Below are 26,158 nucleotides of genomic sequence, written 5' to 3'. Positions count from 1 at the left end.
CCTAATTTTCGTCTGTTTCACTTTTTACGAAGTCGCTATCACTACCCCATTTGCGCTCTACCATATAATACAAGGCAGGTAATACAAATAGTGTAAGAACAGTAGCGAATAATAGACCATAAACGATCACAGTTGCTAGAGGTCTCTGTACATCCGAACCGATACCTGTAGCTAACGAAGCAGGGAATAATCCTAATACCGCCACTGTAGCCGTCATCAATACAGGTCTGAAACGCTCTTCTGCACCTGTTAGTACTGCTTCTTTTAATGCTATACCTCTTCTGCGGAGATCATTGATATGGGAGATCATAATCACCCCATTCTGTATCGCGACCCCAAACAACGCAATAAATCCTACTGCTGAAGATACGTTCAATGACATCCCTCTAATGTTCAAGGCTAACATCCCTCCAAATAAAGCTAACGGTACAACGATCATCAATAATCCAGCTTGTCTAAACTGTCCAAAAGCTCCGTATAGTAATACAAACATTAAACACAAAGTCAAAGGAACAATTACTGCCAGACGGCTATACGCTCTATTCTGATTCTCGAACTGTCCACCCCATTCGATATGGAACTTCTCATGATCATACGTGATATTGCTTTCTATCTTTTGTTGCGCTTCTTTTAATAATGACGCTAAGTCTCTATTACGCACGTTTAGTTTTACAGTTAAGTGACGTCTATTCATCTCACGAGTGATCGTACTCTCTCCTGTACTCGTCTTAACATCTGCTACCTGAGACAGCGGAATCTTAGCACCTGTACTAGACGTCAACATTAAGTTAGCGATCTTCTCTGGTGTATTTCTACTCTCTTCAGTATATCTAGCACTGATGTCATATACTTTATTTCCGATGAATATCTGTGATATAGCCTTACCACCTATAGCTACCTCGATAAGTTCTGCAACATCAGATACATTTAATCCATATTGAGCTATCTTATCTCTATTCGCATGGATCTGTAGCTGTGGTAATGGTGGCTCTTGATCTATCGCTAAATCTACTGCTCCATCTACCGTACGCAGCGTACCTAATACCTCATTCGCTATACGTCTAGTCTCGTGAAAATCTTCTCCATATACCTTTACCACTAATTCACTATGCGCTCCAGATATCTTATCCATTACCCCATCGATCATCGGCTGAGCGAACCCAACTGTAAATCCAGGTAATGACTCATACTCTGCTGCCAGCTCTTCGATTAAGTCATCTTTAGTCTTACCACGAGGCCATTCTTTATAAGGCTTGATACCTACCGAACATTCGAAATGTGATGGAGTAAATGGGTCTGTTCCATCATCATTACGCCCAGACTGTACCATGATATACGTTACCTCATCATACTTCATAGTTCTAGCACGTAGTGTATCACTCATCTCTTTTGATTTCTCTAATGAGATACCAGGAGGTAAGGTTACTTGAAGCCAGATAGAACCTTCATCTAATGGAGGTAAGAAATCTTTACCTACCTTCATTGACAATCCTATTGTAATCGCTAAAACAACTAATAGCGGTACGAATACTTGCTTTGGCTTATTTACAATCTTGATAATTCTATTGTGATATACATTTGTTAGTTTCTCTAACCACTTATTGTGGTAGATCTTTCTTGGTTTTCTATACACCGCATACGCAAGACCTGGTATCAAAATCAAGGCTACTAATAACGCACCTATCAAGGCATACCCTACTGTAAACGCCATCGGTGTAAACAACTTCTTCTCTACACGTTCAAAAGCGAATAGTGGTAAGTATGCTGTGATAATAATGATTGTAGCGAAGAAGATAGGCTTAGCCACCTCTTTAGTACGCTGTGCTATAGACTTCTCTTTTAATTCCTCTTCTGGATTGTCCTCCCTCTTCTTCAGTATGGACTCCATCATCACGATGGCACCATCCACTATAATACCGAAGTCAATCGCTCCTAACGAAAGTAAGTTAGCAGGTATATCTGTAAAATGCATCATGATAAATGCAAACAACAGAGATACAGGAATCGTAATCGCTACTAATAGCGCCCCTCTCCAGCTTCCTAAGAATACAATCAACACAATCACTACTAAGCTAATTCCTTCGATTAGCGTAGTAGACACAGTATGTAATGTCGTATCTACTAAATCTGTACGATCTAAGAAAGTATGTATTCTAACACCTTCTGGCAATAAACCATTGTTCAGTTCATCTACATATTGGTGTATCTTATCTAATACTACAGATGGGTTTTCGTGTTTTAATAACAGTACAATACCTTCAATACTATCAGAATAATCTCTTTCTCTATCTGTAAAACCAAGAATACCTTTGCGCTCTACATTTCCATATTTTAAGCGACCTAAATCGTTTAAGAATACAGGTATACCATCTTCTGCCTTAACAACGATTTTACCTAAATCCTCTAAATCTTTAATCAACCCGATACCTCTCACTACATACCCAAGGTCTCCTCTCGTTAGAACACTTCCTCCTGCATTGACGTTATTCTCTTCTATCGTCTCTGTCACATCGCTTAGCGATAGACCATATTGTTCTAGTTTATGTGGATCTAGTTCGATTTGAAACTGAGTAGTGATTCCACCGAAGTTAGTTACCTCAGCTACACCAGGCACTTGATTAAGCTTAGGGATAATCACGAAGTTTTGTAAATCCGTTAATTCTCTAAGACTATATCCATCTCCTTCTATGATATATCTATATACCTCACCGATAGGAGATGTCAGCGGATCTAACTCAGGAGTCGCATCATAAGGCAACTCTACATCGTTTAATCGCTCTTGGATTCGTTGACGAGCGAAGTAGTCATCTACTCCATCAGCGAATACTATCGTGATCATAGACAGTCCGAATGTACTATTACTACGCATCACGTGCATTCCAGGCATACCATTAAGAGCACGCTCTATCGGAATGGTAATCTGTAATTCTATCTCTTCTGCTGCCAGTCCTGGCACTTGTGTTACTACTTGAGAAGTAGTATCTGCTATATCTGGATAAGCTTCTATTGATAATTGTTTCCAAGAATAATATCCAAATATACACAGCAAAGCAAACAACGCTGCTACAAGCCATCTTTTGTGAATAGCTGTATCTATTATACCTTTCTTCATTGTATTATTGTTTATTATTAAATAGCTTGTGGCAAGTAGATTCCTCCTTCACTTACTACCTCATCTTGTTTATCTAATCCTGATAGAATAACGGTCTTACCTCCAGAAACTCCTCCGATCACGATGCTCTTCTTAGCATACTTATTTTCTCCTACCTTCACGAATACGAATGAGTTATCTTCACCTTGTAATACTGCTCTAGATGGCACTAAGATTACTGGTTCTGGTTGATCGATAAAACGAACACTCACATACATACCAGGTTTTAGAATTCTCTTCTCATTATCCACTTCTATCAGTACATCTATACTTCTAGTCTCCTCATCCACGATCTCGTTGATATGATAGATAGTACCTGATAGTGGAGCATCAGGATATGCTGCAAGTTCCACTTGTACTTTGTTTAGTTTAGCTAAGTGATTGATATCTTTTTCTTTCACTTTACCTACTATCCATATTTTACCTAGTGAGGCGATCTTCACTACTGGGTCAGCCTCATCGTTAATGAACTGCCCTATCACTAGGTTATTCTCTAAGACCTCTCCTGCTATAGGAGAACGCACTGTCAATGCCTGTCCTAGTACTAGTGAGCTAGCATCTACACTATATATCTTTAATGCTGCACGAGCGTTATCATAAGCCGCCTTAGCGATAGAGTATTCTGTCTCTGCCTCTTCAAACTCCTGTCTTACCCCAACACCGTTGTTCAGTAAGTCTTCTTGTCTTTTAAGGTTTAGAGCTGCTTGTTTAAACTCTTGTTTTGAATCGAAGTAATCCTTTTGAGCCTCGAAGTAGTCAGGTGAAGACACTTCAAATAAAGGAGTGTTCTCACTCACTTTTTGACCAAGTTTGATAAATGATTTGACTATTCTCCCTGAGAAAGGAGATGCTATTTCTGCATAATGGTTGGGAATAGCTTTCACTACCCCAGCAGTAACTAGATCGAAAGTAAAGTCTTCTTCTGATACCTTACTTGTTTTTATTCTGTCTTTTAGATTTGAAGTTTCAGTTAGAGTGATGATCTTATTTTCTACTGTAAACTGAGCACTATCTGCTGCCTGCTCTTTCTTCTCAGAACAATAGCTCAATAATATGCTAACTCCTAAAATACCTGCTAGTTTTAATGTTTTAGCCATTATGTTTATTTTTAATTAATACCTTATTTATTATTTCACTAAGTTTTTATCTTAAAAACACTTTAAAGTTACTTCATAATATGGAGATTCCATATTAAATAACGAAGCATTTTATGAATTTTTATTAGCCTTCTGCTGACAGATCGCATCGAGAGCGTAATTTTTGCATTCTTTTTTATATAATTTATGTTAAGTGTAAACTACAATAACCGTGCTACTTTAAGTTAAAGAAATGAGCTGCTATACTAAAGTAAATCAGTAACCCTGAGATATCTACGATCGTAGTGATAGCTGGGCTAGCTGCTACTGCAGGGTCACCGTTAAACCTGCGAACCAACATCGGTAACAATGCTCCTATTATCGTAGAAGTAATCACCTGTAGCGACAGGGCTAACGCGATCACTCCTCCTATGGACGCTAGTGTATAACCTGTCGGAATCTCTGTACCCCAGTTTAGAAACACTACGATACCAAAAGCAACTAAACCTAGAAACGAAGATAACATCAGCGCTATCCTTAACTCTTTCCACAACACCTTTAGCCATGACTTTACTGTAATCTGCCCTAGTGCCAGTGATCTGATCACTACTGTCGCAGATTGACTCCCTGCATTACCTCCTGTAGAAGCTATCATCGGCATGTATAAGGCTAGAATCATCAGCTGCATTAATGTCGCTTCATAACTGTAGATAATCATCCCTGCTCCTATCCCAATCACTGCTAGTGTCACTAGCCAAAACACTCTCTTCTTAAAATGGTTGAATATACTCGTCTGATTATAATCAGACTCCTCATTCGTACCGATGATTCCCATGAAGCGTTCCATATCTTCTGTATGTTCTGCTTGTATCACATCTAGTGCCTCATCATGTGTCACTATTCCTACTAGTTGTTTCTTATCATTTAGTATCGGCAAGGCTACTAGCTGATACTTATCTATTTTCTTCGCTACTGACTCACTGCTATCACTTAGAAATCCAAATACAAACTCTGTATGTAATTCGTCTTTCACTAATACATCAGGCTCAGCTATGATCAAATCTTTTAAAGTAATAAAGCCTACTAAAGTCTTATCCTCATTCACTACATATACATAGTATATCGTCTTTTTAGAAGGAGAGTCTTTGCGCACTTGTTGTATCGCTTCGAAGCACGTCATGTCTTTAGACACTGTAGCGAAATCTGTAATCATAATTCCACCTGCTGTATTCGCTGGATACGAACTAAGTGCTAGCACATTCTCGCGTATATTCTTCGTCAGATAAGGCAGTAAGTCTACTTGCTCCTGCTGTGTCATCAGCTGAAACAGATCTGCTCTAGCATCTGATGGCATCTCTTCGAATATCCTAGCGAATAGCTTCTTACTCACTCTCTGAAAGAATCCTAACTGCTTCACCAACGGAAACTCTGCAAAAATCTCCCCTTGCTCTGCTATTGTAAACTCATTAAACACAAGAACCAAATCATCATTAGCCACTCTACTCAGTAGCTCACTGATGTCGATAATAGGCATCTTCTTGATCACAGGCAGCATCATCGTTATCTTCTCCATACTGTTCATATCAGTTGCTATCTTCTGTAGATTTTTTAAATCTCTGTTATGCATTCTCATAATACCTCAGTTTTTAATAGATTAATACGCTGTCAATTCCCATGTCACTTCTGATACTCCATATTCTAAAGACACTTTACTCGTGATCTGCTCTAGAATATCATCTTTCTTACCAATGCATAGTATCTCAAACTTCAGGTAAGAAAAAGCAGGATTGCCATTATCTGTACTTTTTAATGAACGTAGCTGAAGGTCTTTCTGAGCGCGTAGATTCTCTAACACCATTACTCTGATATGATTCTCTACCTGCTCTTTACATCCTACGATAATCTCGTAATGAACCTCAGCTGAGTCTGTCTCACTCTCAAAAGAGAGTTTATTAATCATATTGCCAATAGGTCTAAGCGAAATATGTGCTAATAAAATCAATACTGTCATCGCTATCGCTTCCATCCATAAGCCTACTGCACACATAGACCCTACTGAAGCCGAACACCAGATCGTAGCAGCAGTGTTCAGTCCACGGATACTGAATCCGTCTTTCATAATCACTCCAGCTCCTAAGAATCCGATACCACTTACTACATAAGAGGCTACTCTACCCACAGCCATATCTCCGATGGTATACGCCATCAACACGAAGCCTGCTGCACCGATACTCACTAGTGTATTGGTTCTTAGACCCGCACTTTTTTGTCTCACTTGTCTCTCTGCCCCGATAAGAGCTCCTAAAATAAAAGCAAGAGCTAATCTTCCTATAAATACTGTAATTAACATGATAACTATTTTTTTGCTCTTTCTGAGCTACATTGTTATCATGCATATTCAGAAAGAAGGTTTAACATTCCCGTTTAACTAATGTGGATTCTGTTTCCATCTCTTATTTTTTTTGACTTGGCAAAAGTAGGTATTACCCCTCCTAGAGGCTATTAGAAAGCTTTTAGAAAAAAATTAGAATCCTATTAGAATACCCACATATAGCGTTCCAAAAGCGATTAAATCATCACACGCCTTGATATTATTTCGTTTTAAGTTCACTTGCTCCCCTAGTGATACAAGTATGATAGGCTAGTGATAGGCTATTTTTGGTACTTATAAGCCGACCAAATGCCCATCACTAGCCGACCACATGCCGACCACCCCTACCGAAAAAGGAAAAAAAAGACATTCAACAGGGTTAGAACACCTTCTAATAGCTAATCATAAGGAGAAACAACGCCACAAAAAAAAGCACCCCTACTAGGAGTGCTTTCTGCTATTATTTGGTTGTACTATAAGGTTATCGTAAACTCTGTACCTTTATTTATTTCTGAAATGACTGTAATAGTACCTTTATGTAAGTCAATAACTTTCTTGGTTAATGAGAGTCCAATACCATTTCCGTCTAAGTGCTTTCCGTTCTCACCTCTAAAGAATGGTTTAAAAATCCCGTCTAGATCCTCTGCACTCATCCCTAATCCTTCATCTGCTATCTTGATCACTACGGCATTATTCAGATTAGAAATACTCACCTTACCGTGATGATTATCGGAGTACTTACACGCATTCTCTAGCAAGTTAATAATCGCTACTTCCAATAAGTAAGGGTTTGCTCGTACTGTCACTAGCTCTTCGCTGTCTATCTCTTCATCTATCATAAAGCTGAAGGTGTATCCAGCATTACCTCTCTGTATCTTCTGACAGGCATCTAATATCACCTCATCTATTCTAGTAGGCTTGAATACAATCTCGGTAGGATCATAACTCGCCTTCGCAAAGTCTAGTAAACTATTTGATAATCGTACCAATTTCTTCGCATCTGATAAAGCATTCTCTATTGTTCTGATATAGCTAGCGGTGTCTTGTTCTTTAGAAAGTGATAACTCTAACTCTGCTATCACTGCTGCTAATGGAGTGCGTAGCTCATGTGAGATATTCGACACGAACTGCTTCTGTGAATCAAAAGACTGTTCTAGTCGGTCTAGCATCGTATTAAATGTATTCCCTAATCGGCTCAGCTCATCCTGATTAGCCTCAGTACTCACGCGCAAATCTAGATTAGTAGCCGTGATATTATTAATCTCTTCATTCATTAGCTTCAATGGACGTAGAACACGCTCTGCAAAGAAGCTTCCCACAAAGAAAATAACAATCAAGGACACAATGCTCAACACAAGTATGGTCAGAAAGAGATTGTGCAGCTTCGTATATCCGTACTGATCTAGAGCAATGGCTGTGATTACATAGTCTTTACCTCCACTGTTATACACTATACCGATCACCTGCCAGTCATCTTGGAATAGGTGTACACGCCCCTGTGAAGCGATCTGATCGATCATCTCTTTAGTCTCCTTGACACTATCGATCTCTTCTGCATCGTGGTATAATAGATTAAAGTCAAAATCATATACAGCTACCTGTACCTCATTGATAACTTCATTATTATATCGGTATATCTTATGTAGTGTAGATGACTTTACCTCTGTCTCTAGATATAGCTTAGCCTTAGTGATGGCTTCCTTCTCTAACTCTTCGAAGAACTCCACTTCCCTATTCTTAGACGACGACCAATACACTACTACAGCAAATACTAATAATATAGATGCCACTAGTAACGTAAACAATAAGGTAAGTCTAGTCTTAATTCTCATTACTCTTTAGTATAAATCCCATACCAGATTTGGTATGAATCACTTTCTTAGAAGGGTCTATTTCTATCTTTTTGCGCAGATAGTTGATGTATACATCGATAAAGTTAGTTCCTGTATCGAAGTGTGTATCCCATACTTTCTCAGAAATTTCTGTTCTAGATAGTACACGCTCAGGATTCTCCATCATATACTGCAGTAGGTTAAACTCTTTAGGAGTCAGATGTATCTCTTGTCCGTTTCTCTTAAATACCTTTTCGTTTAGGTCTAATTCTAAATCTGCATATTTTAAAAGATGAGCGTCAGTAGACTGTATATGTTCGAAGCGCTTAAGCAATGCACGTATGCGTACATAAAGTTCTCTTAACTCAAATGGCTTGACTAAATAATCATCTGCCCCTGCATCGAATCCCTCTACCTTATCATCTGTGGTACCTAGTGCTGTAAGCATAATGATAGGGATATGAGGTAAGGTAGCCTTTATCTCCTTACACAGATCGATACCATTGACTTTAGGTAAGATTACGTCTGTTATGATTAGTGCATACGGTTTCTGCAAGGCAAGTTTCTTCCCTAAGTATCCGTCATAAGCGACATCTACTTCAAAGTTTTGTTCCTCTAGACTGCGCTGAAGTAATTCTGCTACGCGAATATCATCTTCGATAACTAATATTTTATCCACTGTATTACTACTTAAATTATCCTGTAGCAAGGTAAGGCTTTTTTAAAAAATGAGATGTAAGACTTTAATTATAAAGTTAAATAACACTGTACTAAATAGTTGCTCAATTCCATTCTAAGAGCTATCTGCAAAGGATTAACACCAAAAAAAGTCGCTCAAAATTCTTGCGAATATTGAGCGACAACAGAAATAATAAAACTTTACTTACTGCCTAGAAAAACTAATTCTGAAACAGCAATTTCGGTAACATAGCGCTGATTACCATCTTTATCTTCAAAGCTACGATTAACTAACTTACCTTCGACAGCAATTTCTTTTCCTTTATTAACAAACTTTTCAACAATGTCGGCTAGCTTCCCCCAGACTGTAATATTATGCCAATTACACGATTCTACTCGTTCTCCTGCATCGTTATAATACACATCGTTTATCGCAAGTGAGAAAGTAGCACGCTTTTTATTTGATTCATACGTTTTCACTTCTGGATCTTGTCCAACTCTGCCAATTAATTGCACTTTGTTTTTTATTGAACTCATAACTGTTTTTTTTAATGGTTAATATTTTATTACATATAGCTTTGTTCAATAGAAACAATATCAAAAATAGCCCCGTTTTTTAACACTTATTTGAATATTTAACCAAACTTCTCATTTACTTTGTTTTCTTTTATTCGTAAATTGCAAACAAAAAAATTCATTATGGAGACTACTATCAATAAAGTAGAATTAAGAAATTTATTAATTGACGATTATTTAGAGCTAAAAAAATCAATGCTCGAATCATACCAAGGGCTAGAAGATTCGTACTGGAACAAAGATGAAATCGAACAATTATTAGAAGTATTTCCAGAAGGACAGCTTGTCGTTTTAGTAGATGGTGTTGTAGTAGGGTCAGCTTTGTCACTTATTATTGATGAAAAACAGGCAATGTCTGCACATACCTATGAGCAGATTACAGGATATTCTACCTTTAGCACGCATAATCCGGAAGGAAATGTACTATACGGGATAGACGTATTCATCCATCCTAAGTATAGAGGACTTAGATTAGGAAGAAGGTTATATGATGCGCGTAAAGAAATGTGTGAACAGTTAAATCTGAAGTCTATCGTATTCGCAGGGCGTATCCCTAAATATTCTAAATATGCTGATGAACTAACACCTAAGCAATATCTAGAAAAAGTAAAAACAAAAGAAATACACGATCCAGTCATGTCATTCCAGATGGCTAACGACTTCCACATGGTACGCCTAATGCGCAATTACCTAGAGGGAGACACGAGCTCTAAAGAATATGCAGTGCTTCTAGAGTGGAATAATATCTACTATGAGAAAGATGTACAGCTGATCAATGCTAAAAAAAGTGTGATCAGACTAGGGCTGATACAGTGGCAGATGAGACCGCTAAACGACCTACAAGAGTTCTTCGATCAGGCAGAATTCTTTATCAATGCGGTATCTGACTATGAGAGTGACTTCGCTATGTTCCCAGAGTTGTTTACAGCACCACTTATGGCTGACTATAACCACTTATCTGAGGCAGATGCAATACGTGAATTAGCAAGATATACTGACTCTATACGCAAGAAGTTTCAGGAGTTCGCTATCTCTTATAATATCAATATCATCACAGGAAGTATGCCGTACTTAGTAGATGGTATCTTATATAACGTAGGATTCTTATGTAAGCGAGATGGTACTTACGAGATGTATTCTAAGATCCATATCACTCCTAACGAAGTACACTACTGGGGTATGAGAGGAGGATCTAAGATACAGACCTTCGATACTGACTGTGGTAAGATCGGTATCATGATATGTTATGATGTGGAGTTCCCAGAATTGTCTAGATTACTAGCAGATCAAGGGATGGATATTTTATTCGTTCCATTCCTTACAGATACGCAGAATGGATATACTCGTGTGAGAAACTGTGCTGCTGCTAGAGCGATCGAGAATGAGTGTTATGTAGCGATAGCTGGATGTGTGGGTAACCTACCGAAGGTGAATAATATGGATATTCAGTTCGCTCAGGCAGCTGTACTTACTCCATCTGACTTTGCCTTCCCTACAAATGGGGTGAAAGCAGAAGCAACACCTAATACAGAGATGACACTTATCGTAGATGTGGATGTAGACTTACTGAAAGAACTACACGAGCACGGTAGTGTACGTATCAAAAAAGATAGACGTACGGATCTATATCAAACTAGAGCTCTGAAATAATACAATCCAATATATACTAACTAAGGGATGATCTGAATAGTCATCCCTTTTTTTATTATGCAAAAACCTAATAATCATCACATTAAAACAGGTATAAATACTAACTAAAAAATCATCTTTTAGATAAATAATCAGAACAATATTTTTATTTTTATCTCGATTATGACAGAGGATATAGGGCATCTAAATGAAGAAGACATCATACTAAAACCAACTGTGGCAAGAATATTGTTATCCCAATAAAAAAGACTTATATGAATCAGTACATTAAAGCCTTCTTACTGCTAACTCCACTAATCTTCTCATCATGTATCAAGGATGAGGAACTAGATACGAATGCAGACATTCTAGAGGCATATATTCCTTCTGAGTATCTAAAGACAGATCCTATTATCACAAATACGTCTGTAGAATTTAGAGTAAAAGCGAATGTTGATTTAGAAAAACAAACACCTTTCTTTATCATCTCGCCTAATGCTACTATGGATCCTCCTAATGGTACAACAAGGGACTTCAGAAATAGTCAGGAAGTTATCGTAACAGCACAAGATCAAAATTGGAAAAAGAAGTATATCGTTAGCTTCACGAGTGATGAGCTAAGTACATTATACACCTTTAACAATGCAGAACTTACAAATAAAAACAGATACTATAGATTCTACGAAATAGGCTCTAATGGAGATAAAATATACGACTGGGATAGTGGTAATGATGGCTACTCTACTGTAGCAGGAAACACGCCACCAGAAGGATACCCTACTACGATAGCACCTGGTAGAAGAGGTGGTCTGTCTGTAAAGATGCAGACGGTCTATACTTCAAAAACGGGACAGATAGCAGGTAACCCTATAGCTGCAGGTAACTTATTCCTAGGTACTTTTAAACTCAACCCTCTGTTTCCTATTAAGTCTACCAAGTTTGGGCTGCCATATACAGGTGAGCTGCCTAGTAGTCTAAGAGGTTCGTTTAAATACACTGCTGGTAAGGTCGTGACAGACAGTAACTATAACGAGATACCTGGTGCAAAAGACACTTTTGATATCTATGCAATCTTATTTGAAACACAAAAGAAAAACAACTTCCTAGCAGGTGATCACGCTTTTAAAGACCCTAGAAATGTAGCTATCGCTAGAATAGAAGCTAAAGATAGAATAGAGACGAACTTGTGGACGGAGTTTAATGTCCCGTTTGTGCTAGTACCTGGTAAGACCTATGATCCACAGAAAGATTATATACTCGCTATCGTGATGACATCTAGTATAGATGGAGCGGACTTTAAGGGCGCAGTAGGCAGTACACTACTAGTAGACGAGATAGAGTTAGTTTATGAAAAAGATAATAAGGAATAAGATGGGATTACTACAGAGATATAGTATTTGTTTAATCCTATTGATAGGAATAAACACAGTGTCTTTCGCTCAAACTAAAGACACAACAGGATTTAAAGCTTTCTTTAAGGAAAATATAGAATATCAACTAAGAGGACAATTCAGCATAGGAGGAAGTACTCCACTCAGTATGCCTGCTGAGATACGAGAGATCAATAGCTATAACCCTACGCTGCAATTAGGACTAGAGTTAAACGTCACTAAATGGTTGAGCAATGACCACAAATGGGGAATCCGTACAGGACTGCGCATGGAAGGTAGAGGTATGAAAACAGATGCTCGTGTAAAGAACTATTATACTCAGATAGATGGTGGTGATGGAAAGCAAACCAAAGGGTACTTCACAGGAAACGTAAAGACTACTATGAAAAACTCTTATATCACCTTCCCTGTATTAGTAGCCTATAATGCGTCTGAGAACTGGAATGCCTATGGAGGACTGTATCTATCAGGCTTAATAGACAAGGACTTTACAGGATATGTGTATGATGGAGTATTAAGAGAAGGTACCCCCATCGGTACACCTGTAGAATTCGAAGGAGATGCTAAAGGAGACTATGACTTCTCAGAAGACCTTAACAGGTTTCAATACGGTATACAATTAGGAGGTGAATACAAGCTAAATACACATTTCCGCATATTCTCAGATCTAAACTGGGGATTGAATGGTGTATTCAAAAAAGACTTTGATGCTATCTCCTTTAAAATGTATAATATTTACTTAAATCTCGGTTTTGGGTATACGTTCTAACGTTAAAAAAACATTAAACTATGAAGGTCAATCGTATAGATTGGCCTTTTATTATTTAAAAACCATTTGAAATATTCTCATAGTGTCTTTCGTTTTCTCAATGAATAGGCAAACTTTAAGACTACAAAAAAATGAATTGACTATATTAATATCAAAAAAGACAGTTGTTCTCATATCCTTAACGTATTTGAAGGAAACGGCTATTGGGGTGATAATCCTTATCTTTGCATGTTCGTTTATTACTTGATGATTACTTAAATATTAAATTATCATTAAATAACGAACAGCAAAATTATATAACAAAATAATACAATACTTATGAGAATAAACTACTTATTATTCGCCCTACTGACAACCATAGGGATCACATTCTCGTCTTGTATAAAAGATGAGGCGATTGGTAGAGAGACAGATATTCTAAAAGCAACTATAGAAGGTGCAGAGGAATATCTATCTATGAATCCAACTATCACAAACAACAAAGTGTTCTTCCTTCTACATTCAGATATTAAGAAAAAAACATTTGCACCAACTTTTAAACTAACTGAAGGAGCAACAATAGAACCTGCAAACGGAACTACTCAAGACTTCTCTAATGGTGCTGTAAAATACACTATTACATCAAGTGATGGTCTTTTTAAGAAAGTTTATAATGTTAGTTTTATTAACAATACTTTTATCAGTGAATATAGCTTTGAAAATGTAAAGACTGAAATCACAGATGGACCAGAAGGAATCTATCATGAGTTCTATGAAAAATTACCTACAGGAGAAGAAAAATACGACTGGGCTAGTGGTAACCTAGGTTACAATATGTTAGCAGAAACACTACTAGAAGACGACCAAGAATTATCTCCAGAAGTATACCCAACTTTCTCTATTAATGATGGATACAAAGGTAAAGGAGTAAAAATGGTAACTAGAAGTACTGGACCTCTTGGTAATATGATGAAGACTCCTCTTGCTGCAGGAAACCTATATTTAGGGGTATTTGATTTTACTTTCCCTCCTATAAACTCTACTAAGTTTGGTATCCCTTATGGACAGAAACTTAACATGCCAGTATCTCTAACAGGATATTATAAGTACAAAGCAGGTGAGAATTTTAAAGTCAATAGTACTGATGGATCAAACTATACAAAAGACGGATGGGATGCTTATGCTATTATCTTTGAAAAAGGTTCTGATTCTAGCAAAGAATATTTAGGAGGAAATCATAGTTTCCAAGATCCAAGAATGGTAGCTATGGCAAGATTAAGTGATAAGCAAAGATTAGAAGCAAACGATTGGACTAGCTTTGAAATACCATTTACAGTATTACCAGGTAAAACTTTTGATCCAGAAAACAACTATATGATAACAATCGTATTTTCATCAAGCGTTGAAGGAGATAGATTTAATGGAGCCGTAGGAAGTACACTTTACATTGATGAAGTTAAACTTAACTATGACAAATAATATTAGCACAATACATAATTAAGAGACAATGAAAAAAATATTATATACGTTAGTATTATCATTAGGAGTACTGACTGCTGGTTCTGCACAAAATCAAGAAGTATCAAAAGCATCAGACAAAAATTCTTTTGAAAAATTCTTTACAGAAAATATGGATTACCAAGTAAGAGCACACTTTAGTATAGGCGGTTCTTCTCCTCTAGGTCTTCCAAAAGAAATAAGAAAAATCAATAGTTATAACCCAGGTCTACAGTTAGGATTAGAAGCTAATGCTACGAAATGGTTAACTGATGACAAACAATGGGGAGTTCGTTTAGGTCTTCGCTTTGAAGGTAAAGGAATGACAACTAAAGCCAATGTAAAAGAATATCTAACTGAGATTATACAAGACAACTCTAAAGTAAGAGGTTACTTCACAGGAGATGTAAAAACGAAGGTAAGAAATACTTATCTAACAGTTCCTGTAAATGTGGTGTACTCTATCAATGATAACTGGAATATCTATGGAGGTTTATACTTCTCAGCTTTAATTGACAAAACATTTGATGGGTATGTAACTAATGGTTATTTGCGACAAAATACCCCTAATGGGCCTAAACTTACATTCGAAGATGACAGTAGTGCACCTTATGACTTCTCTGATGAAGTACGTAAATTCCAATGGGGTACTCAAGTAGGTGCTGAGTGGAAGATGAATAAACACTTCTTTTTACTAGGAGAATTATCTTATGGATTTAATGGAGTATTAAATAGTGATTTTGACGCTATATCATTCTCTATGCACAATATATACTTAAACTTAGGATTTGGGTACCAATTCTAATTGAAGTGTCTTAAAACGCAAATAAAAAGGCTTGTAGAGTTTTCTACAAGCCTTTTCTTATTTCAATAGAATAGATTATTCTGATTATTTTACTAATACTTCTTTAGCTACTTTATCTGTACCATCTATTTCTTCTGTAATCTCTAATCCAAGTATTTTAGCGATAACAGGATATACATCAATATTCTCAAATGTTCCTATGGTCTTCCCTGATTGGAACTGTGGTCCTTTAGCTAAGAATATAGCGTGCATTTCTTTCACAGCAATAGGGTCAAAACCGTGACTACCTGCTAATTTTCTATTAGTAAAATAGTATGGAGCTTCTGCTGTCACAACGATGTCACCAATTCTACCAAAACGATCATGCTCTTTGCTAAAATGGAACTCTTTAGGTAGATCTTCAGCCTTATACACTTTCATGTGCTTAGGGTTACTCGCTTTTTTAATCTTCTTATAGTATTTATCTATCTGAGTCTTATCATTGATAAAAGCGCTTATATAAGTACCATTACTCGCTAGTTTCATCTCATCTCCTTTTAACTTTAAAGGAAAGCTCAATAGCGTTTCTTGGTCAAGTGCTAGCATTCCGTGATCAGAGACAATCACATAGTTCACAGGTAAGTTTAACTTATCTACAGCTACTACAAGTTTCTCTATAGATTGGTCAGCATAATGTGCTGCTTCTTTTGTCTCTTCAGCATCTGGTCCGAATCCATGACCTGCATGATCTACTTCTGGTAAATAGAAGGTAATGAAGTGAGGTCTTTTCTCTTCTGGTAATGTCAACCAATTCACTACTTCATTAATACGTCCATCCATGTCAAACTTCTCAGAGTAAGCATAGTAATATGATGGTAAAGTTCCTTTAATAGGTGCTTCAGATCCAGGCCAATAGTAACATGCACTCAACATTCCTTGTTGTTCTGCTAATACCCATAATGGTGTACCTCCATACCAAGCTGGATCGTGTACTGCTTTAGCATTTCTAAGTGAGTATCTCTCTTCAATCTTTGGGTCATACATATTGTTCCCAACTAAACCATGGTGTGAAGGGTATAGTCCTGTCGCTATTGTATAATGGTTAGGGAAAGTAACTGATGGATAAGATGGTTGCATAGACTCTGCTCTCACACCTTCTTTTCCGAACTTCTCTAAAAACTTAGTTCCAAACTTCTCGATATAATCGTAACGGAAACCATCGATAGAGATTAAGATAACATAAGGTTTATCTACTTGTTTACTATCGTTTACTCGATTTTCTACTACGATTTGTTTTTGTACTTCTTGAGCAGAAACAGTGCTAGACATTGTCAAACACAACCCGAAAGTTAATAGGGGGAATAGTATTTTCTTCATGTTGTTTTGTTTTTCTAGACCAAATATCCGTAGATAAATTTATCCTTACAAAGTAAATTCTTATTTTTATAACTATTTTAAAAATTACACCACTTAATATGAAACATATAAGCATACTCGGTAGTGGATGGTTAGGTACACCATTAGCCGAAAATTTAATAGAAAAAGGATATCACGTCAAGGGCTCGACCACTACTCTAGCCAAAATGAATATCTTAGAGGAACATCAGATCAAGCCTTATCATATCAATCTATATGAAGATAATGTTCAGTTTTTAGATCCGTTCATCGGTAATGCTGAGCTTCTTATCATTACTATCCCTCCTATCAGAGATGAGCCTCAACCAACATACGCTGAGAATTTTAAAAAACTTCTTCCTTATATTCGCAAACACAATATCAAGAATGTCATCATGATGAGTTCTGTGTCTGTATATGCTCCACAAAGAGAAGAAATCACAGAAGACAATCAACTATTCTCTAATGAACCTACAGCAGTACAAATTAGAGAAGCAGAAGATGTCCTATTAAATGAAGAAGGAATAAACACTTGTATCTTACGTCTAGGAGGATTATTCAGTGAAGAGAGAAAACCTGTAGACTATATCGTTAGAAGAAATATATTAGAGAACCCTGAGTTACCTATCAATATGATTCACCTTAATGATATCATCACGTTATCTACTGCTATTATAGAAAAGGGATTCACAGGTAACCATATCTACAATATCGTATCTCCTAAATATAAAAACAGACTAGATTATTACACACAAGAGGCGACTAAACACAGTCTGACTTTACCTCCATTAGGAGAGAATAATAGCGATTTTTACAAAAAAATCAGTGGAAATAAGATAGCTGTAACCACTGATTTATCATATAAATTTTAGGTAAAAAAAGAATAATTATTCAAACATATATCCTAGATATTCCTAGTTAATCAATAGAATTGTATCATAAACTCTATTGATGTAAAAATAATTTATCATCGTTTTTTTTACTACCTTGTATGCTACAAGAAAGTCTTCTATTATGAAAAAGATATTATTCCCAACTGATTATTCTGAGACTGCAAATAATGCTTTTAAATATGCATTGCAGTTAGCTAACTATAGAGAAGCCGAGCTCTATGTATTACATGTTTATGATCCGCCTATTATATCAGGAGGGATTAGCCCACATCTAGTGGAAAACGTCATTAAGAAAAATGACTTCGAAAAACTAGAACAATTACATGCTAATAGTCCTGCTCTTATAGACATGAGAGCTGAACTAAACTTAGAACACGTGCCTGTATTCTTTAAAGTAAAAGAGGGATTACTTATTCCTGAAATACTAAATGCTATTGAAGAGAATCATATTGATTTTCTAGTAATGGGTACTGATGGTGCTAATGCTAGTTTTCACAAGAAATTATTAGGTTCTAATACTATTAATACGATTACTAAAGTAGATATTCCTGTACTAAGCATACCTAAAGAAGCTCATTTTAGAGATCTAAACAATATCATCTTTACTTCACGCTTCGAAGAGGAAGAAGAAGCTACATTGGATGATATTATTCAAGGTGTCAAAACTAATAAAGCACATTTAAAAATAGTACATGTTAAATCAAAAGGATGTATCTCATGTGAAGAAGTTTATAATAAATGGAAAGAGAAGTATAAAGATGCTCCTGTAAGTTTCCATATCTTCAATGCAGAAAATATAGAGAAGACACTACTTGACTTTATAGAACATGAACCTGTAGATCTAGTAGCGACAATCAAAAGAAACAAAACTTTTATAGAGAATATCTTATCTAAGAGCGTTACACAGCACTTAGCTAAACGCTTAAAAGTTCCTTTCTTTGTGTATAAATCTAAGAAATAGATAGCTTTAATATAAAAGAGGTTAGCCATTAGCTAACCTCTTTTATATTAAAGCTATTCTTTATTTTCTTCTTCTATATTGATCTTTTCTGGATAGGTCTCTTCTCCTAATAAATAACCCCAAGGTCTTAAACTCTCTACTCGATCACATATAATCTTAATAATCGCTAAAGTAGGTATAGCTAATAACATCCCTGATATTCCCCATGCCATCTCTCCTAAAATAAGTCCTACTATCACGGCTAATGAATTGACTTTAACTTTAGACCCAACTATTTTAGGCATCACAATATTACCATCAATAGCATGGATAACAACAAAGGCAATTAATACAAATAATACCTTGGCTCCAGAAGCTGAAGCAAATGTCACTAGAATAGTAATAATTAAAGCTATCAGAATACCGATATAAGGTAATACATTCAGTACCCCTGTAATCAATGCTAGCATAAACGAATACTTAATATCTAGTATTAAAAACGCGATAAATGCTAGTGTAGTCATAATCATCATCTGTAACATTAGCCCTACTAAATACTTCTTCACCATATTCTGGATCGCATGTATCGTATCTAACACTTTATCCTTGTGGTCACTGTGAAATAACATTAATACAAAGCGTACCAAATGCCCCCTATAGATCAATAGGAACACAGAATACAAGAACGTGAATACAAGAAACATCAATAAAGTAGACAAAGAGCTCATAGCAGCGCCTAATATATCTGTACCTGTCTTAAGTGAATTAGATGCGGCAGATTCTAAGTAATTCATTTGATTCTCCTTAGCAATACCAAATTTGGTATATACCCATTCTTGGATATTAGAGACTCCCTCTAACAACTGTTGTTGGAATGCTGGCCAATCATCTTGTAAGTGCGTTAATTGCATTCCTATCAACAATAGAACACCACTCAAAACAAGCAAAGCTAAGACTACAACTACTATAGATGCAATAGCTCTAGAAAATCTAAATTTCTTCTCTAAAAACTCACTAAAAGGAACTAATAAAGAAGCTACCAATACACCTAAAAACATAGGTACAAATATGTTCTCAAGCAAAATAGCGATATAACTAAATACAACCAAGCTAAGTAAAACACAGGTTATCTTTAGATACAAAGGGAATTGGACAAACTTATTCATGTGCATTTTTTATATAAAAATAAACAATTACAGACTTAATCAGCATATATGTATTCAGAAATAAAGAAGCTGAAATAAAAAAAGAGCTCTAAGAGCTCTTCTATTGAATTTTTATATTGTCATTTCAGGAATATCTCCCTCAATGATTAAAGTAACCTCAGTAGCCTTTATAATGTCTTCTACAGATACTCCTGGTGCTCTTTCTAACAGTTTAATACCTTGATCTGTTACTTCCATAACAGCTAACTCTGTTACTATCTTTTTCACACACTTCACTCCTGTTAAAGGTAATGTACATTCTTTTAATATCTTAGACTCTCCAGCCTTATTCACATGCATCATCGCCACAATGATATTCTCTGCAGAAGCTACTAAATCCATAGCTCCTCCCATACCTTTTACCATCTTACCAGGAATCTTCCAGTTTGCAATGTCTCCTTGCTCTGATACTTCCATAGCTCCTAGAATAGTCAAATCTACATGTTGTCCACGTATCATTCCAAAGCTAGTAGCTGAATCAAAAAAAGATGCCCCTGGTAAACTTGTAATTGTTTGCTTACCTGCATTAATTAAATCTGGATCCTCTTCTCCTTCATACGGAAAAGGGCCCATACCCAATATACCATTCTCACTCTGAAACTCAACATTCATACCTTCAGGTACATAGTTTGCAACTAATGTTGGTATACCTATTCCTAAATTTACATAGAAGCCATCCTTAACTTCTTTTGCTATACGTTTTGCAATTCCTACTTTATCTAACATAACTTAAGTTTAAAAGGTGATTAATTCTTTGAGCGAACTGTGCGTTGCTCAATTCTCTTCTCATACTGTTCTCCTTGGAAAATACGCTTAACGAATATCCCAGGTACATGTATTTCATTCGGATCTAATTGACCTGCTGGAACTAATTCTTCCACTTCTGCTACAGTTATCTTAGCTGCTCCTGCCATACAGGCATTAAAGTTACGTGCTGTTCCTTTAAAAATTAAATTACCTGCCTCATCGCCCTTCCATGCTTTTACGATAGCAAAATCAGCTTCAAAAGCTAATTCTAATATATGTGGTTTACCTTTAAACTCTCTTACCTCTTTACCCTCTGCTACCTCAGTACCATAACCTGCTGGAGTATAAAAACCAGGAATACCCATCTGAGCAGCTCTACACTTCTCTGCTAAAGTACCCTGTGGAGTAAGCTCTACTTCTAACTCTCCAGATAGCATCTGACGTTCAAACTCTGCATTCTCTCCTACATAAGAAGAGATCATCTTCTTTATCTGACGCTTCTGTAATAACAATCCTAAGCCGAAATTATCTACACCTGCATTATTCGAAATACACGTTAGACCACTTACGTTCTTCTTTACCAATTCGGCTATGCTATTCTCAGGAATACCACAAAGGCCAAATCCTCCTAACATGATAGTCATGTCATTCTGTATATCTGCTAAAGCTTCTTGAACATTAGCTACCTTTTTATTGATCATAATATTTGGTTTAGTAATATGTTCCTAAAATACAAAAAAAAACGCCTTTAAAAAAAGGCGTTTCTATTATTAAAAATCAAATTCTTCTGTGTCTAGTGCTCCTTCAGAAACATCATCCGTTTCTGGTTGAACAATTTTCGTACAATCTACTCGTATAGATAGGTGTTCTGGAACAGGGAAGCCTGACTTAGCTACCTCTAAACTCTTATCAGCATAACACTTATTCATGAATATACCCCAGATAGGTAATGCTAATGTTGCTCCTTGTCCATAAGTCATCGTTCTAAAGTGAGCTGCTCTATCATCATTACCAACCCATACTCCTGTTGCTAAATTCGGTACCATACCGATAAACCAACCATCACTATTGTTCTGACTCGTTCCTGTTTTACCAGCGATAGGATTAGTAAACTTATAAGGGTGACCTGTTACACGTTTATAACCTGCACCTTGCCAAGTAGTACGTAATCTTACCCCTGATCCTGACTCAGTAACTCCTTCTAATAACTTAATAATAGCATAAGCTACATCCTTACTTACTACATCCTTCGTCTCAGGTATTGCATTGAATAAGATAACTCCATTCTTATCAGCTATGCGTGTAATAAAGATAGGCTTCACATAAATACCTTGATTCGCAAATGTACTATAAGCAGCAACCATATCACTAACAGTAATATCAACAGCTCCTAATGCAATCGCAGGACTTTGTGGAATATCTCCTGAGATACCTAAATCTCTACACATATTCACAACTGCCTTAGGCCCTACTTTATCCATTAGCTTAGCAGTTATAGTATTTACAGATCCTGCTAAAGCTTGTTTTAAAGTCATAATACCTCTATAGGAACGGTTCGAGTTCTGAGGACTCCAATCTCTTGAGATACCATATCTACCTTTAGGCATAGTGAATGGTGAATCTATAATAGAGTCACATGGAGAATAATGCAATTGCTCTATAGCTGTAGCATATACAAATGGTTTAAATGTAGAACCTACTTGTCTCGCTCCTTGTCCTACGTGGTCATACTGGAAGTGTTTATAATTTATACCTCCTACCCATGCTTTAATATGTCCTGTCTGAGGCTCCATTGCCATCATACCCGCTTGTAAGAAATGCTTATAATAACGGATAGAGTCCTTAGGAGTCATTACAGTATCTCTCTCTCCTTTCCAAGAGAAGATTCTCATCTCTGTTTTAACATCAAATGATTTGATGATATCACTTTCAGATTTCCCTTGCTCCTTCATCTGTCTCCAACGCTCTGAAGTCTTCATTGCTCTCATCATAATATTATCAACCTCTTGTTGGTTAATTTTATAAAATGGAGCCATTTTATTATTCTTTTGGTCTATAAAGAACTCTTCTTGTAAGTTAGCAATATGTGCTTCTACAGCTTCTTCACCATACTTCTGCATACGAGAGTCTATAGACACATATATCTTTAATCCATCTCGATAGATATCATAAGTAGTACCGTCTTTCTTAGGATTCTCTTTTACCCAACGGCGCATATAATCACGTAAATACTCACGGAAATAAGTAGCAATACCTTCTCTATGACTTTCTGGAGTAAAGTTTAATGCTAATGGTAACTCTTGTAATCTTACACTCTCTTCTTTAGAAATAAATCCATTACGAGCCATCTGGTGCAACACTACATTACGTCTCTTAAGTACTAACTCTGGTCTGCGAACAGGGTTAAAATAAGCAGGATTCTGTAACATCCCCACAAACATAGCAGCCTCATCTAAAGTAAGATCTTTAGGCTCTTTACCCATATAAATACGAGTAGCAGAACGGATACCTACTGCATTATTAACGAAGTCAGCTTTATTTAAATACATCGTAAGAATCTCTTCCTTCGTATACTGTCTTTCTAGTTTCACAGCAATAACCCATTCCTTTGCCTTCTGAGTAATACGTTTAGGCAAACTTCTAGATCCCTCTCCGTGAAACAATAATTTAGCTAACTGCTGTGTGATGGTACTAGCTCCTCCACTGCTTCCCACAGAAGTAATTGCTCTAAGTGTACCACGAGCGTCTATACCTGAATGCTCTTTAAAACGCTCATCTTCAGTAGATATTAAAGCATTAACTAAATACTCTGGTAAATCTTCATACTTAACAGGAACGCGGTTTTCTAAATAAAACTTACCTATCGTTTTACCATCTGATGAGATAATCTCTGTCGCTACATTACTCGCAGGGTTCTCTAACTCATCAAAGGTTGGCATCTGTCCAAAAACTCCCCAAGATGCACATAAGAAAAAGAAAATAACTGCGGCAACCATTCCTAAGAACAGAATCCAAAACGTCTTTAAATAACCTCGCAAACTCTTTGGTTGCTTCTTATCTCCTTTTTTGTTTTTACTTGAACTCATAAAGTCTATAATACTTATAAATCTATTATTCTATTATTGTTTTTCTATACGGAAGCCTACTTCAGAAACTCCTTCTAAAGAAGGAACTCCTTCTACCTCTCCTAATTCACGAACAACCTGCTCTACCGTAAACTTATAGCTTCCTTTAACAGGGAAAGCAAGTCCTTCTTTCAATTCTAGTTTGCTCTCCTTTACATCAGAAAAACCATTTCCTAATAATGTTCCATCCGAATTAGCCATCTGGAACTGTAAAGTGTCTATTACAACATCTAAATTAGGTTGATGTGTTTTAAAAATAACAAATAAGTTACTATAAGGATAGCTCTTATTCACTCTTATATTCAAATAAAGATTATGACGCTGTACAGTATCATGCACGTCATACACAAATGTTTTTACATCTGTTCTATCCCAAGAACCTGAAGTCTTCTGATATTGGTCAAAGACCATATTCGTATCTCTTTGACAAGATACAACAGAAAGCATCACAGCACCTAACACCAATAAATAACTACTAATTCTCTGCATTAGAATTGTCACTATTATTATCTTTTTTAAATCGTTTATTTCTATTTGGGCGGTTTCCTTTATGGTGTTGTTTTGCCTTAGCAACCCCTTCACCATCAGTTCCTCCTTCATTAGTTCCTTCTACAGGTTTCTTCTTTTCCTTAAAATGAGGTTTACCTTCTCTTGGTCCCTTATTTTCATTTCTAGGTTCTCTAGGTTCTCTAGGTCCTTTCTGTTCTCTAGGCCCCTTTACCTCTTTACGAGTATTTTTTTGTTCTCCCGTATTCTGTTTCTCTAGATTTGCACCTTCTCTCTCCTTATTCCCCTCTGCTCTATTCTTGTTTCTATTACGAGGTTGTTGCTTATCTCTAGGCTCTCTTTCACCTTGTTTAGGTTGCTTATTATTACGTGCTTCCCCATTAGGTGTTTTCTCACGAGATGTATTCGGAGCTTGAGCTTCTTGCCCCTCTCTAGCCTGTCCATCCTTCTTCTTGTTATTTCTAGAAGGTTTTTTCTTGCGTTTTGGCTGGTCAAAACGAGTAACGCTATCTTGTTCAGACGCATTGTTAAAGTCTATCTCCTCACATTCTACTTCTAGCATATAGCTCTCTAGCTCCTGCCCTTTCTGATCTTTTCTATTCAAAGCAAGAATCTCTTTCACCATCTCAGTAGATAATACATACCAATTCGCAGAATTATTAATATAAGCAAACCACATTTGTCCTTTGAATATATCTATCTTCTGACATATCGCTAATCCTTTTACTGTCATTAGCTTTGTATCAGAATCAGGCATATCTTTCAATGCTTCTAAATAGGTATCTAACTCAAAGTTCAAACAACACTTTAGCTTACCACACTGTCCTGCTAACTTCTGCGGATTAAGTGATAACTGTTGATAACGTGCTGCAGATGTATTAACACTTCTAAAATCTGTTAACCAAGTAGAACAACATAATTCACGTCCACAAGAACCAACTCCTCCTAATCGAGCAGCTTCTTGTCTAAACCCAACCTGCTTCATCTCAATACGGATACTAAACTCACGTGCAAAATCCTTAATTAATTGTCGGAAATCCACACGCTCACTAGCTGTGTAATAAAAAGTAGCCTTAGAAGCATCACCTTGAAACTCTACATCAGAGATTTTCATCTCTAATTTTAAAGCTATAGCAATCTCACGAGCTCTAACTTTAACGGTCTCTTCTCTATTACGTGCCTCTTGCCATATATCAATATCTTTTTGAGTTGCTTTGCGATAGATTTTTAAAACCTCTCCATTTGGATCAGCTTTTTTCTTTTTCATCTGCACCTTCACTAACTCTCCTACTAATGACACAATACCAATATCATGTCCTGGTGAAGATTCTGTAGCTACAATATCTCCCATAGAGATTGCAATCTCTTTTGGGTAGCGATAAAAATCCTTTCTACCGTTCTTAAAACGAACCTCTACTATATCATATATCTCGGTGCCATTAGGATAAACCATATTTGACAACCAATCAAAAACTGCTAATTTATTACAGCCGTCTGTTCCGCACGTCCCCTTATTCTGACATCCCCTCGGGAGTCCACTACTATCTTTTTCTGTTGAACAATTTGTACAAGCCATCTAATAATTTTTATATATTGAATCCCATACGGGAATT

At 36.5% G+C, this 26,158-nt stretch carries 21 protein-coding genes; 7 read left to right on the top strand and 14 right to left on the bottom strand.

Features of this window, described 5'->3' with window-relative positions:
- Window position 1 precedes the first annotated feature (1 nt).
- The 7 genes from MPR_RS00600 to MPR_RS00570 form a co-directional block, all read right to left on the bottom strand.
- The gene (locus MPR_RS00600) at window positions 2-3,112 is read right to left on the bottom strand and encodes an efflux RND transporter permease subunit (RefSeq protein WP_006257807.1); all 3,111 of its coding nucleotides are present in this window, start codon (window positions 3,110-3,112) and stop codon (window positions 2-4) included.
- 17 nt (window positions 3,113-3,129) lie between these two features.
- Window positions 3,130-4,248 carry an efflux RND transporter periplasmic adaptor subunit gene (locus tag MPR_RS00595; protein WP_041888335.1) on the bottom strand — a complete coding sequence of 373 codons (1,119 nt, stop codon included), beginning with the start codon at window positions 4,246-4,248 and terminating at the stop codon, window positions 3,130-3,132.
- Between the two features lie 214 nt (window positions 4,249-4,462).
- Window positions 4,463-5,860, bottom strand: coding sequence for a magnesium transporter (gene mgtE, locus MPR_RS00590; protein WP_041888333.1), 1,398 nt, complete (start codon window positions 5,858-5,860; stop codon window positions 4,463-4,465).
- Window positions 5,861-5,881: 21 nt separating this feature from the next.
- Window positions 5,882-6,577: an MgtC/SapB family protein gene (locus MPR_RS00585; protein ID WP_006257810.1), complete on the bottom strand. Its 696-nt coding sequence runs from the start codon at window positions 6,575-6,577 to the stop codon at window positions 5,882-5,884.
- A 494-nt stretch (window positions 6,578-7,071) separates the two neighbouring features.
- Entirely contained in the window at window positions 7,072-8,430 is a 1,359-nt protein-coding gene (locus tag MPR_RS00580) for a HAMP domain-containing sensor histidine kinase (protein ID WP_041888332.1), read from the bottom strand.
- A complete protein-coding gene (locus MPR_RS00575) occupies window positions 8,420-9,139 on the bottom strand; it encodes a response regulator transcription factor (RefSeq protein WP_041888331.1) in 720 nt (239 codons plus the stop codon). The genes MPR_RS00580 and MPR_RS00575 overlap by 11 nt, the downstream gene beginning before the upstream one ends.
- A 170-nt stretch (window positions 9,140-9,309) precedes the next feature.
- Window positions 9,310-9,645 carry a single-stranded DNA-binding protein gene (locus MPR_RS00570; protein ID WP_041888329.1) on the bottom strand — a complete coding sequence of 112 codons (336 nt, stop codon included), beginning with the start codon at window positions 9,643-9,645 and terminating at the stop codon, window positions 9,310-9,312.
- Window positions 9,646-9,807: 162 nt separating this feature from the next.
- Between MPR_RS00570 and MPR_RS00565 the strand changes: the two genes are divergently transcribed.
- From MPR_RS00565 to MPR_RS00545, 5 genes are all read left to right on the top strand, one after another.
- Window positions 9,808-11,334 (top strand): bifunctional GNAT family N-acetyltransferase/carbon-nitrogen hydrolase family protein, encoded by a 1,527-nt coding sequence (locus MPR_RS00565; RefSeq protein WP_006257814.1) that lies wholly within the window; start codon window positions 9,808-9,810, stop codon window positions 11,332-11,334.
- 254 nt (window positions 11,335-11,588) lie between these two features.
- A complete protein-coding gene (locus tag MPR_RS00560) occupies window positions 11,589-12,683 on the top strand; it encodes a PCMD domain-containing protein (protein WP_041888327.1) in 1,095 nt (364 codons plus the stop codon).
- 1 nt (window position 12,684) lies between these two features.
- Entirely contained in the window at window positions 12,685-13,473 is a 789-nt protein-coding gene (locus tag MPR_RS00555; protein WP_041888326.1) for a porin family protein, read from the top strand.
- Between the two features lie 318 nt (window positions 13,474-13,791).
- Window positions 13,792-14,931, top strand: coding sequence for a PCMD domain-containing protein (locus MPR_RS00550; RefSeq protein WP_041888323.1), 1,140 nt, complete (start codon window positions 13,792-13,794; stop codon window positions 14,929-14,931).
- Between the two features lie 28 nt (window positions 14,932-14,959).
- Window positions 14,960-15,754 carry a porin family protein gene (locus tag MPR_RS00545; RefSeq protein WP_041888321.1) on the top strand — a complete coding sequence of 265 codons (795 nt, stop codon included), beginning with the start codon at window positions 14,960-14,962 and terminating at the stop codon, window positions 15,752-15,754.
- 84 nt (window positions 15,755-15,838) lie between these two features.
- Here the strand turns inward: MPR_RS00545 and MPR_RS00540 are convergent, their stop codons facing one another.
- On the bottom strand, window positions 15,839-17,110 hold the full coding sequence (locus MPR_RS00540) for an alkaline phosphatase family protein (RefSeq protein ID WP_041888319.1): 1,272 nt from the start codon (window positions 17,108-17,110) through the stop codon (window positions 15,839-15,841).
- Between the two features lie 98 nt (window positions 17,111-17,208).
- Here MPR_RS00540 and MPR_RS00535 point away from each other — a divergent pair, with 98 nt between their 5' ends.
- Together MPR_RS00535 and MPR_RS00530 are read left to right on the top strand one after the other, a co-directional pair.
- Complete coding sequence (locus MPR_RS00535) at window positions 17,209-18,000, top strand: NAD-dependent epimerase/dehydratase family protein (RefSeq protein WP_041888317.1); 792 nt, start codon at window positions 17,209-17,211, stop codon at window positions 17,998-18,000.
- Window positions 18,001-18,142: 142 nt separating this feature from the next.
- Window positions 18,143-18,982, top strand: a complete 840-nt coding sequence (locus MPR_RS00530; protein WP_041888315.1) for a universal stress protein — start codon at window positions 18,143-18,145, stop codon at window positions 18,980-18,982.
- A 53-nt stretch (window positions 18,983-19,035) separates the two neighbouring features.
- On the opposite strand, the gene MPR_RS00525 is transcribed toward MPR_RS00530, so the two are convergent.
- The 6 genes from MPR_RS00525 to MPR_RS00500 all read right to left on the bottom strand — a co-directional run bounded on the left by MPR_RS00525 (window position 19,036) and on the right by MPR_RS00500 (window position 26,121).
- Window positions 19,036-20,127 (bottom strand): AI-2E family transporter, encoded by a 1,092-nt coding sequence (locus MPR_RS00525; RefSeq protein ID WP_041888314.1) that lies wholly within the window; start codon window positions 20,125-20,127, stop codon window positions 19,036-19,038.
- Window positions 20,128-20,238: 111 nt separating this feature from the next.
- Window positions 20,239-20,892, bottom strand: coding sequence for a CoA transferase subunit B (locus MPR_RS00520; protein ID WP_006257823.1), 654 nt, complete (start codon window positions 20,890-20,892; stop codon window positions 20,239-20,241).
- A gap of 20 nt (window positions 20,893-20,912) precedes the next feature.
- Window positions 20,913-21,614, bottom strand: a complete 702-nt coding sequence (locus MPR_RS00515) for a CoA transferase subunit A (RefSeq protein WP_016649966.1) — start codon at window positions 21,612-21,614, stop codon at window positions 20,913-20,915.
- 69 nt (window positions 21,615-21,683) lie between these two features.
- Window positions 21,684-23,999, bottom strand: coding sequence for a transglycosylase domain-containing protein (locus tag MPR_RS00510; RefSeq protein WP_041888311.1), 2,316 nt, complete (start codon window positions 23,997-23,999; stop codon window positions 21,684-21,686).
- A 33-nt stretch (window positions 24,000-24,032) separates the two neighbouring features.
- Window positions 24,033-24,527: a gliding motility lipoprotein GldH gene (locus tag MPR_RS00505; protein WP_041888310.1), complete on the bottom strand. Its 495-nt coding sequence runs from the start codon at window positions 24,525-24,527 to the stop codon at window positions 24,033-24,035.
- Window positions 24,514-26,121, bottom strand: coding sequence for a PSP1 domain-containing protein (locus MPR_RS00500; RefSeq protein ID WP_041888309.1), 1,608 nt, complete (start codon window positions 26,119-26,121; stop codon window positions 24,514-24,516). Before MPR_RS00500 ends, MPR_RS00505 begins: the two co-directional genes overlap by 14 nt.
- Between the last annotated feature and the right edge of the window lie 37 nt (window positions 26,122-26,158).

Origin of the sequence: Myroides profundi, from assembly GCF_000833025.1 — a bacterium.
In the GTDB taxonomy this organism is placed as follows: domain Bacteria; phylum Bacteroidota; class Bacteroidia; order Flavobacteriales; family Flavobacteriaceae; genus Flavobacterium; species Flavobacterium profundi_A.
The sequence above is the reverse complement of the archived record's forward strand: the minus strand, read 5'-3'. Positions and strand labels throughout refer to the sequence as shown.

Bases quoted from the DNA above. Each gene is read 5' to 3' on its own strand.
- MPR_RS00585 (WP_006257810.1), bottom strand. From the start codon at position 6,577: ATGTTAATTACAGTATTTATAGGAAGATTAGCTCTTGCTTTTATTTTA.
- MPR_RS00520 (WP_006257823.1), bottom strand. From the start codon at position 20,892: ATGTTAGATAAAGTAGGAATTGCAAAACGTATAGCAAAAGAAGTTAAG.
- mgtE (WP_041888333.1), bottom strand. From the start codon at position 5,860: ATGAGAATGCATAACAGAGATTTAAAAAATCTACAGAAGATAGCAACT.
- MPR_RS00515 (WP_016649966.1), bottom strand. From the start codon at position 21,614: ATGATCAATAAAAAGGTAGCTAATGTTCAAGAAGCTTTAGCAGATATA.
- MPR_RS00595 (WP_041888335.1), bottom strand. From the start codon at position 4,248: ATGGCTAAAACATTAAAACTAGCAGGTATTTTAGGAGTTAGCATATTA.
- MPR_RS00525 (WP_041888314.1), bottom strand. From the start codon at position 20,127: ATGAATAAGTTTGTCCAATTCCCTTTGTATCTAAAGATAACCTGTGTT.
- MPR_RS00565 (WP_006257814.1), top strand. From the start codon at position 9,808: ATGGAGACTACTATCAATAAAGTAGAATTAAGAAATTTATTAATTGAC.
- MPR_RS00505 (WP_041888310.1), bottom strand. From the start codon at position 24,527: ATGCAGAGAATTAGTAGTTATTTATTGGTGTTAGGTGCTGTGATGCTT.
- MPR_RS00580 (WP_041888332.1), bottom strand. From the start codon at position 8,430: ATGAGAATTAAGACTAGACTTACCTTATTGTTTACGTTACTAGTGGCA.
- MPR_RS00570 (WP_041888329.1), bottom strand. From the start codon at position 9,645: ATGAGTTCAATAAAAAACAAAGTGCAATTAATTGGCAGAGTTGGACAA.
- MPR_RS00545 (WP_041888321.1), top strand. From the start codon at position 14,960: ATGAAAAAAATATTATATACGTTAGTATTATCATTAGGAGTACTGACT.
- MPR_RS00500 (WP_041888309.1), bottom strand. From the start codon at position 26,121: ATGGCTTGTACAAATTGTTCAACAGAAAAAGATAGTAGTGGACTCCCG.
- MPR_RS00560 (WP_041888327.1), top strand. From the start codon at position 11,589: ATGAATCAGTACATTAAAGCCTTCTTACTGCTAACTCCACTAATCTTC.
- MPR_RS00555 (WP_041888326.1), top strand. From the start codon at position 12,685: ATGGGATTACTACAGAGATATAGTATTTGTTTAATCCTATTGATAGGA.
- MPR_RS00540 (WP_041888319.1), bottom strand. From the start codon at position 17,110: ATGAAGAAAATACTATTCCCCCTATTAACTTTCGGGTTGTGTTTGACA.
- MPR_RS00550 (WP_041888323.1), top strand. From the start codon at position 13,792: ATGAGAATAAACTACTTATTATTCGCCCTACTGACAACCATAGGGATC.
- MPR_RS00510 (WP_041888311.1), bottom strand. From the start codon at position 23,999: ATGAGTTCAAGTAAAAACAAAAAAGGAGATAAGAAGCAACCAAAGAGT.
- MPR_RS00530 (WP_041888315.1), top strand. From the start codon at position 18,143: ATGAAAAAGATATTATTCCCAACTGATTATTCTGAGACTGCAAATAAT.
- MPR_RS00600 (WP_006257807.1), bottom strand. From the start codon at position 3,112: ATGAAGAAAGGTATAATAGATACAGCTATTCACAAAAGATGGCTTGTA.
- MPR_RS00535 (WP_041888317.1), top strand. From the start codon at position 17,209: ATGAAACATATAAGCATACTCGGTAGTGGATGGTTAGGTACACCATTA.